This window comes from Pseudomonas sp. 2835, from assembly GCF_050435905.1.
In the GTDB taxonomy this organism is placed as follows: Bacteria; Pseudomonadota; Gammaproteobacteria; order Pseudomonadales; family Pseudomonadaceae; genus Aquipseudomonas.
The window spans coordinates 82,760-89,683 of the sequence record NZ_JBNDLE010000022.1 but is presented as its reverse complement, the minus strand read 5'-3'; the positions used below and the strand labels follow the sequence as shown (position 1 = coordinate 89,683).

At 61.1% G+C, this 6,924-nt stretch carries 7 protein-coding genes; 5 read left to right on the top strand and 2 right to left on the bottom strand.

Annotated features, from left to right (window positions below):
* Positions 1-227, top strand: a 227-nt coding sequence (locus ABIE20_RS23730) for a hypothetical protein (protein WP_429507725.1), incomplete at its 5' end; no start/stop codon positions are given.
* 32 nt (positions 228-259) lie between these two features.
* Here the strand turns inward: ABIE20_RS23730 and ABIE20_RS23725 are convergent.
* Positions 260-559: a hypothetical protein gene (locus ABIE20_RS23725; RefSeq protein WP_429507723.1), complete on the bottom strand. Its 300-nt coding sequence runs from the start codon at positions 557-559 to the stop codon at positions 260-262.
* 135 nt (positions 560-694) lie between these two features.
* Between ABIE20_RS23725 and ABIE20_RS23720 the strand changes: the two genes are divergently transcribed.
* From ABIE20_RS23720 to ABIE20_RS23705, 4 genes are all read left to right on the top strand, one after another.
* Positions 695-1,075, top strand: a complete 381-nt coding sequence (locus ABIE20_RS23720; RefSeq protein WP_429507721.1) for a hypothetical protein — start codon at positions 695-697, stop codon at positions 1,073-1,075.
* A 570-nt stretch (positions 1,076-1,645) separates the two neighbouring features.
* Positions 1,646-2,839 carry a tyrosine-type recombinase/integrase gene (locus ABIE20_RS23715; RefSeq protein WP_429507720.1) on the top strand — a complete coding sequence of 398 codons (1,194 nt, stop codon included), beginning with the start codon at positions 1,646-1,648 and terminating at the stop codon, positions 2,837-2,839.
* A 20-nt stretch (positions 2,840-2,859) separates the two neighbouring features.
* Positions 2,860-4,446: an ABC-F family ATPase gene (locus ABIE20_RS23710; protein ID WP_010226270.1), complete on the top strand. Its 1,587-nt coding sequence runs from the start codon at positions 2,860-2,862 to the stop codon at positions 4,444-4,446.
* A gap of 150 nt (positions 4,447-4,596) precedes the next feature.
* Entirely contained in the window at positions 4,597-5,787 is a 1,191-nt protein-coding gene (locus ABIE20_RS23705) for an MFS transporter (protein ID WP_429507718.1), read from the top strand.
* Here ABIE20_RS23705 and ABIE20_RS23700 read toward each other — a convergent pair.
* Positions 5,781-6,812, bottom strand: a complete 1,032-nt coding sequence (locus tag ABIE20_RS23700; RefSeq protein ID WP_429507716.1) for an alpha/beta hydrolase family protein — start codon at positions 6,810-6,812, stop codon at positions 5,781-5,783. The two genes, ABIE20_RS23705 and ABIE20_RS23700, sit on opposite strands and share 7 nt — an antisense overlap.
* Between the last annotated feature and the right edge of the window lie 112 nt (positions 6,813-6,924).

The window sequence follows — 6,924 nt, the reverse complement described above, 5'->3', positions numbered from 1 at the left end:
AATACGACCGGTCAGCCAACAAGGTTGCAGCCCTGCGCCCCCGGCTGGCCGAGGCTCTTGACCTGCTGCGTGATATCAAGGACGCCCCAGGCGGCGGCAGGTTCAGGAAGCACATTGAGGCCGCCTTATCCGCCAGCGCAGAGCCGAGCGCACCGATTGAGCGGGACCAGGGCATCCCTGGCACCTCCTTCCAGCGCCTGAACATGCTCGCCAATCAGGGCGAATGACCAAGGAGTACATTTGTACTCCACGCAATGAATCAGGCCTTCCGAGCGCGCATCGGCGCCTGTGCCACACCCTCCTCGGCGATGTGCCGAGCCTTGCCTACACCCCAGGCTAGGGCGCGTGTCATTGACTCATTCGAGCGGCAGTCGAGGCCTTCTTCATAGAGCGCCTCGCCGGTTGCCGCGTACACCCCGATGAACAACTGGGTAACACCTGCCCGGGACAGCCTGACCTGAACATCGATAGTTGCCCCACCACTGAGTTCCTCTTCATGAGTTCTGCAGTGAAGCGTTGAGTCTGCCCATTCCCAATAGGCGTTACCTCTGGTGCGCATCTCGTTCCTCCTTGCTGACCATTAAGTAAGGCACATAGGGGGACGAACGGCTAGATCGCTATTCCGGTTCTTTGAACCAATTCGAAATTACAACACGCAATTATTGATAGCCGCGGCAGCGGCAAGGACGGAGTCATGCCTGAAGAAATGAAGTTGATTCAACGTGTCGCAGTTGAGCGCGATGAAAACGGGTGGTGGTACCACCCGGGAATCCCCGACTTTGGCGGGACCGAAGACCCGGCGCCATACAAAGCCTGGATTGCCGAGCAAGGCTTGGAGCTGAGGACCTGGGGCATGGAAGTAGAGCTGGACTTCCATCCCTACTGGGATGGCGAGGCCCACTGCAACGGCTGGGAGCCCGAGTCACCTGGTCCTGAGTGGTTCATGATGGGCATCTTCGATACCGACGACGGCCCGCATGTACAGTGGGCGCGCCGCAATGAGCAGTGCGGGGCCTGCGGTGGCTGCATCAATGGCTGCCAGCTCAACAAGGACAGCCCGGAGGTATCGCCATGATTCCTACCCATTGCCGCACGGCTCCGCATGACCTGGCTGATCTAGAAGGCTTACTTGATGACAACAGGCTCGGCTTCAGCAAGTTCCTTTGTGAAGTGGCTCCATGCTTCGAAGCAAACTCGATGCCGTTTGCGCATAGCGTGCCACTCCGGCCCGGTCATTGTGTTCATCGAGACAAGCCTCATAGCCAGGGATGTTTCCGCGTCGAGCAGCATCAGTAGCTTGTGGGCTTCTATCTGAGATTCATCCGCTCTGGTCATGGCTGAAGCACTCGCTCTTGTGGAGGGGCTTGATCCAAGACCCTGCCTATACAGGTTTGACATTTCGCATTACGAATTTGGTCAATTGACTTAACCCCTCCCCACCCTCTGCCGCCATGCGCGGCGTGGAGACACTTATGACCACCGAAACAGACGGTGACTTCGACAAGGTCACCGAGCAGCGCATGGCCGATCTACTGGGATGCACAAAGCGAACCCTGGAGGGTCGGCGCCTGCGCGGAGTATTCCCCGAAGGCGTCTGGATGAAGCACCAGGGCCGAATCATCTATAGCAAGAAGAGGTATGACGAATGGCTGGAAAACCAATGGATTTACCCCGAGGGGTCGAAGTCTTCCGCAACTCCCTCCGGATTCGTTTCACATGGGACGGTATCCGTCGATGCGAAACGCTCCCTTACCCCCCGACACAAAAAGGCATCAAGGCTGCATCCCAGCTTCGCGATCAGGTAGTTAGCTTTAATAAGCTTGGCCTTCTGGACCAGGACAAGTACGCCGAGCTTTTCCCGGGCTCGCAAACTGTCGCGGGCAGCAAGCCGACATTTGGTGAGTACGCCCAGCTCTGGCTCGACAGCCGGGAGATTACGCCCGGCACTTACAACAACTACAAAAGTGCGCTGAACAATTACTGGATGCTCCACTTCGCGATGGTTCGTGTGGACCTGATCACCACCACCCAGGTTCGCAAGGTGGTGAGTTCAATCACTTGGAGATCGCAGGGGGTAAAGCGCAACGCCTTGGTGAAGCTGTCAACGATTCTGCGCTCAGCGGTGATCGACGGATTGATCAACAGAAACCCTGCCGAGGCTCTGCAACTGCCCAAGCGCACCAAGAAAGAGATCGACCCGTTCACTTTAGAGGAGGCGAACCAGATCACCACCAGGCTCTACGAGCACCCGCACTGGCCAAGCCAGATCTACGCGGCGTTCTTCGAGTTCGTGTTCTTCAGCGGCGTACGCCTGTCGGAGGGCCTGGCGCTGCGCTGGGATGCTGTCGACTTGGAGAAGAAGGTTGCCCATGTGAAGCGCACTGTAGCGCTGGGCGAGGTAGTCGAGCGCACCAAAACCGGCAAAGATCGGTTCGTGCTACTCAACGAGAGGGCCTTGCATGCGCTCGAGTTCGCCAGGGAGTACGCCGAGCGACGCAGGAAAGGAAAGGGGCGGGTCACGGAGTCACCGTTCATTTTCCCGCCATCGAAGAACGCAGAGTACGTCCGGCAGACCTCTGATCTGCATCATCAGTGGCGGCCGGTACTTAAAGAACTAGGGATTCGTTACCGTCCGCCATACAACTGTCGTCACACCTATGCGACAATATGCTTAATGTCTGGCCTCAACCCCGCATTTATCTCCCAACAGCTCGGCCACAGCGTGCAAATGCTGCTGTCGACGTATGCGCGTTGGATTAACTCAAGCTCCGACTGGAGCGAGCTGGAAAAGCTGCAAATTGGTATCAAATCGGTATCAGCCGCAATGCCAGCGACGTAAGCTATTGATAGGTAAGCCCTTTGATCTCCACCGCTAACATCACCATGCAGTTCGGCGCCAAGCCCTTGTTCGAGAACGTCTCGGTCAAGTTCAACAACGGCAACCGCTACGGCCTGATCGGCGCCAACGGCTGCGGCAAGTCGACCTTCATGAAGATCCTCGGCAACGATCTGGAGCCGTCCGCCGGCCAGGTCATGCTCGAGCCGAACGTACGCCTGGGTAAATTGCGCCAGGATCAGTTCGCCTACGAAGAATTCACCGTGATCGACACCGTGATCATGGGCCACGAAGAGCTGTGGAAGGTCAAGGCCGAGCGCGATCGCATCTACTCGCTGCCGGAAATGACCGAAGAAGACGGCATGGCCGTTGCCGAGCTGGAAACCGAGTTCGCCGAGATGGACGGCTACACCGCCGAATCCCGCGCCGGTGAGCTGCTACTGGGCCTGGGTATCCCGCTGGAACAGCATTTCGGCCCGATGACCGAAGTCGCACCCGGCTGGAAGCTGCGTGTATTGCTGGCCCAGGCGCTGTTCTCGGATCCGGAAGTGTTGCTGCTCGACGAGCCAACCAACCACCTGGACATCAACACCATCCGCTGGCTGGAAAACATTCTCACGGCGCGTAACAGCACCATGATCATCATTTCCCACGACCGCCACTTCCTCAACAGCGTCTGCACCCACATGGCCGACCTGGACTACGGCGAACTGCGCCTGTTCCCGGGCAACTACGACGAGTACATGACCGCCGCGACCCAGTCGCGCGAGCAGCTGCTGTCGGACAACGCCAAGAAGAAAGCCCAGATCGCCGAGCTGCAGACCTTCGTCAGCCGCTTCTCGGCCAACGCCTCGAAAGCCAAGCAGGCCACTTCGCGCGCCAAGCAGATCGACAAGATCCAGCTGGCCGAGGTCAAGCCATCGAGCCGGGTCAGCCCGTTCATCCGCTTCGAGCAGACCAAAAAGCTGCACCGCCAGGCCGTGACCATCGAGAAGATGTCCAAGGGCTTCGACGGCAAGACCCTGTTCGAAAACTTCAGCTTCACCGTCGAAGCCGGCGAGCGCGTAGCGATCATCGGCCCCAACGGTATCGGCAAGACCACCCTGCTGCGTACCCTGGTCGGTGAACTGAGCCCGGATGCCGGTGCGGTGAAATGGACCGAAAGCGCTGAACTGGGCTACTACGCCCAGGACCACGCCCACGACTTCGAAGAGGACCTGAGCCTGTTCGACTGGATGGGCCAGTGGACTCAAGGCGAGCAGGTAATCCGTGGCACCCTGGGGCGCATGCTGTTCTCCAACGACGAGATCCTCAAGTCGGTCAAGGTGATCTCCGGTGGTGAGCAAGGCCGTATGCTGTTCGGCAAGCTGATCCTGCAAAAGCCCAACGTACTGGTGATGGACGAACCGACCAACCACCTGGACATGGAATCGATCGAGGCGCTCAACCTGGCGCTGGAGAACTACCCGGGCACGCTGATCTTCGTCAGCCACGACCGTGAGTTCGTATCGTCGCTGGCCACCCGCATCATCGAGCTGAGCCCGAGCGGTGTGGTGGACTTCAGCGGCACCTACGATGACTACCTGCGCAGCCAAGGTGTGGTGATCTGATCCAGATCTGATCGCGGGGCAAGCCCGCTCCTACAATCCTGTAGGAGCGGGTTTGCCAGGCGATGCTGGAAAATCCGTTAGCCTGCTTCCTTTTCTCTTCGCACCCGGCGATCATGGGCCCTCTCCTAACGCCCGCCAGCGAACGAACCCATGTCCGCGCAACAACCCGCCCCCGTCGATACCGGGTCGATCACCCGGCAAATCCTTTCGATCGTCTTCTATACCTTCATCGCCTTCCTCTGCATCGGCCTGCCGATCGCGGTGCTGCCCAGCTATGTGCATGACCAGTTGGGCTTCAGTGCGGTGATCGCCGGTATCACCATCGGCCTGCAATACCTGGCCACCCTGCTCAGCCGGCCGTTGGCCGGACGCGCGGCAGACAGCCTGGGCACCAAGCGGGCAATCATTTACGGCCTGATCGGCATTGCCGCCAGTGGCGTGCTGACCTTTGCTTCAGCGTTGACAGTCGATGTGCCGTTGCTGAGCCTGCTGGCGCTGCTGGGCGGGCGCGTGCTGCTGGGCATTGCCCAAGGGCTGATCGGCGTCGGCACCTTGAGCTGGGGCATCGGTGCGGTGGGCGCCGAGCACACCGCGCGGGTGATTTCCTGGAACGGCATTGCTTCCTACGGCGCCATCGCCATCGGCGCGCCGCTGGGCGTGGCACTGGTTGATCAGATCAATTTCGCCACCCTGGGCCTGGCCTTGAGTGCGCTGGCGGGGCTGGCATTGCTGGTGATCCGCAACAAGCCGTCGACGCCGGTGGTGCGTGGCGAGCGCCTGCCGTTCTGGGCCGCATTCGGCCGGGTTGCGCCGTGCGGGGTCAGCCTGACCCTGGCGTCGATCGGCTACGGCACCCTGACCACTTTCGTCACCCTGTTCTACCTCGAACAGGGCTGGAGCGGCGCGGCCTGGTGCCTGAGCGCGTTCGGCGTGTGTTTCATCCTGTCGCGCTTGCTGTTCGTTAACGCGGTCAACCGCTTTGGCGGCTACCCCGTGGCGATGGCCTGCATGGCCACCGAGGCCCTGGGCCTGGCCTTGTTGTGGCTGGCCCCCAGCCCGCTGCTGGCGTTAATTGGCGCAGGCTTTGCCGGTTTCGGCCTGTCGCTGGTGTATCCGGCGCTGGGCGTCGAGGCGATCAAGCAGGTACCCAGCTCCAGTCGCGGTGCAGGCCTTGGCGCCTACGCGGTGTTCTTCGACCTGGCCCTGGCGATTGCCGGGCCGCTGATGGGCGCGGTGGCCCTGCACCTGGGCTATGCCTGGATTTTTTGCGTGGCAGCCTTGCTGTCGTTGCTGGGAGTCGGCTTGACCTTGCTGCTGTCGCGCCGTGCACGCGCCTACTGATCAGCCATATGCAGCCCGCCCTGGTGACGCTCAGTCAGGGTGTGGTTGAAAAACCGCGCGGCCTCGGCCTGCAGCGTCAGGTGAATATCCTCACGGTCGACGCCGTCGGGGTCGTTGCACAAGGCGGCCATCTTCTGGCGCTGCTCGTCGTCGCACGGCGCCATGAACACGAAGTGCCCGGCACCGGCCAGCAGCTTGTAGTTGGGCGTGACCGGCAGCTTGCGCGCCAGGGCCTGGGCGTTCTTGTCGATGGCCAGCAACTGGTCCTTGTCGCCGCTGTAGATCAACGCCGGCACCTTGACCTCGGCCAGGGCGTGACGGCCGAACATCAGGCTCAACGGTGCCATCAGCAACAGCGCCTTGACTCGTGGATCGGGCGCGGCACGCAGGTCGGCGCGGTCGGCGATCAGCACGCCTTTGGTCTTGCAGGCGTCGGCATCCAGCGGCCGCTCCAGGCAGTAGCGCTGCAAGCGCTCCAGGTCCGGTTGCGCCCCAGACAGGATCAAGGCGGTCTCGCCGCCAGCCGAATAGCCGATCACGCCCACCTGCGGGCCATTGATGTACGGGGCCAGAAAGCTATCGCCGAGGCTGGCGGTGATCGCTGCGCTGATCTGCAACGGCCGCCCATAGAGGTTGCTCAAGGTACCCAGACGGCTGTGGTCGCGGGCATTGTCGCCCGGGTGGGTGACAGCGACGACGATAAAGCCGCGACGGGCCAGGGCCGTGGCCAGGTCGTGCAGGGCCAGCGGTGTACCGGTGTTGCCGTGGGACAGCATCAATAGCGGATAACGGCCAATGACCATCGGCGCGCCTTCCCAGGCCTGGACCCGATAGCCGTCGATGCGGCTGCTGCGCTCAGGTGCGCTGGAAGGATAGAACGCCAGGGCCTGCACCGGTTGGGCATCGAGCGGGTCGGCGAAACTCAGGCGGTGCACGCCGACACTCCAGTGTGCAGCCGGCTCGGCCTGCACCATCAGCGGGCTGCCTAACAGAACAAGCAGGAGTAATGCGCCAAAACGCCGCATCGTTACGCCCCTTAAGCAACGCTATCGATCAACGCTGATAGTGCGCAGCATAGAACGGGCCAGCCTGGCGCAGATGAAACCTCAATGAAAAAACCGACTGCAGGCGGTGCCG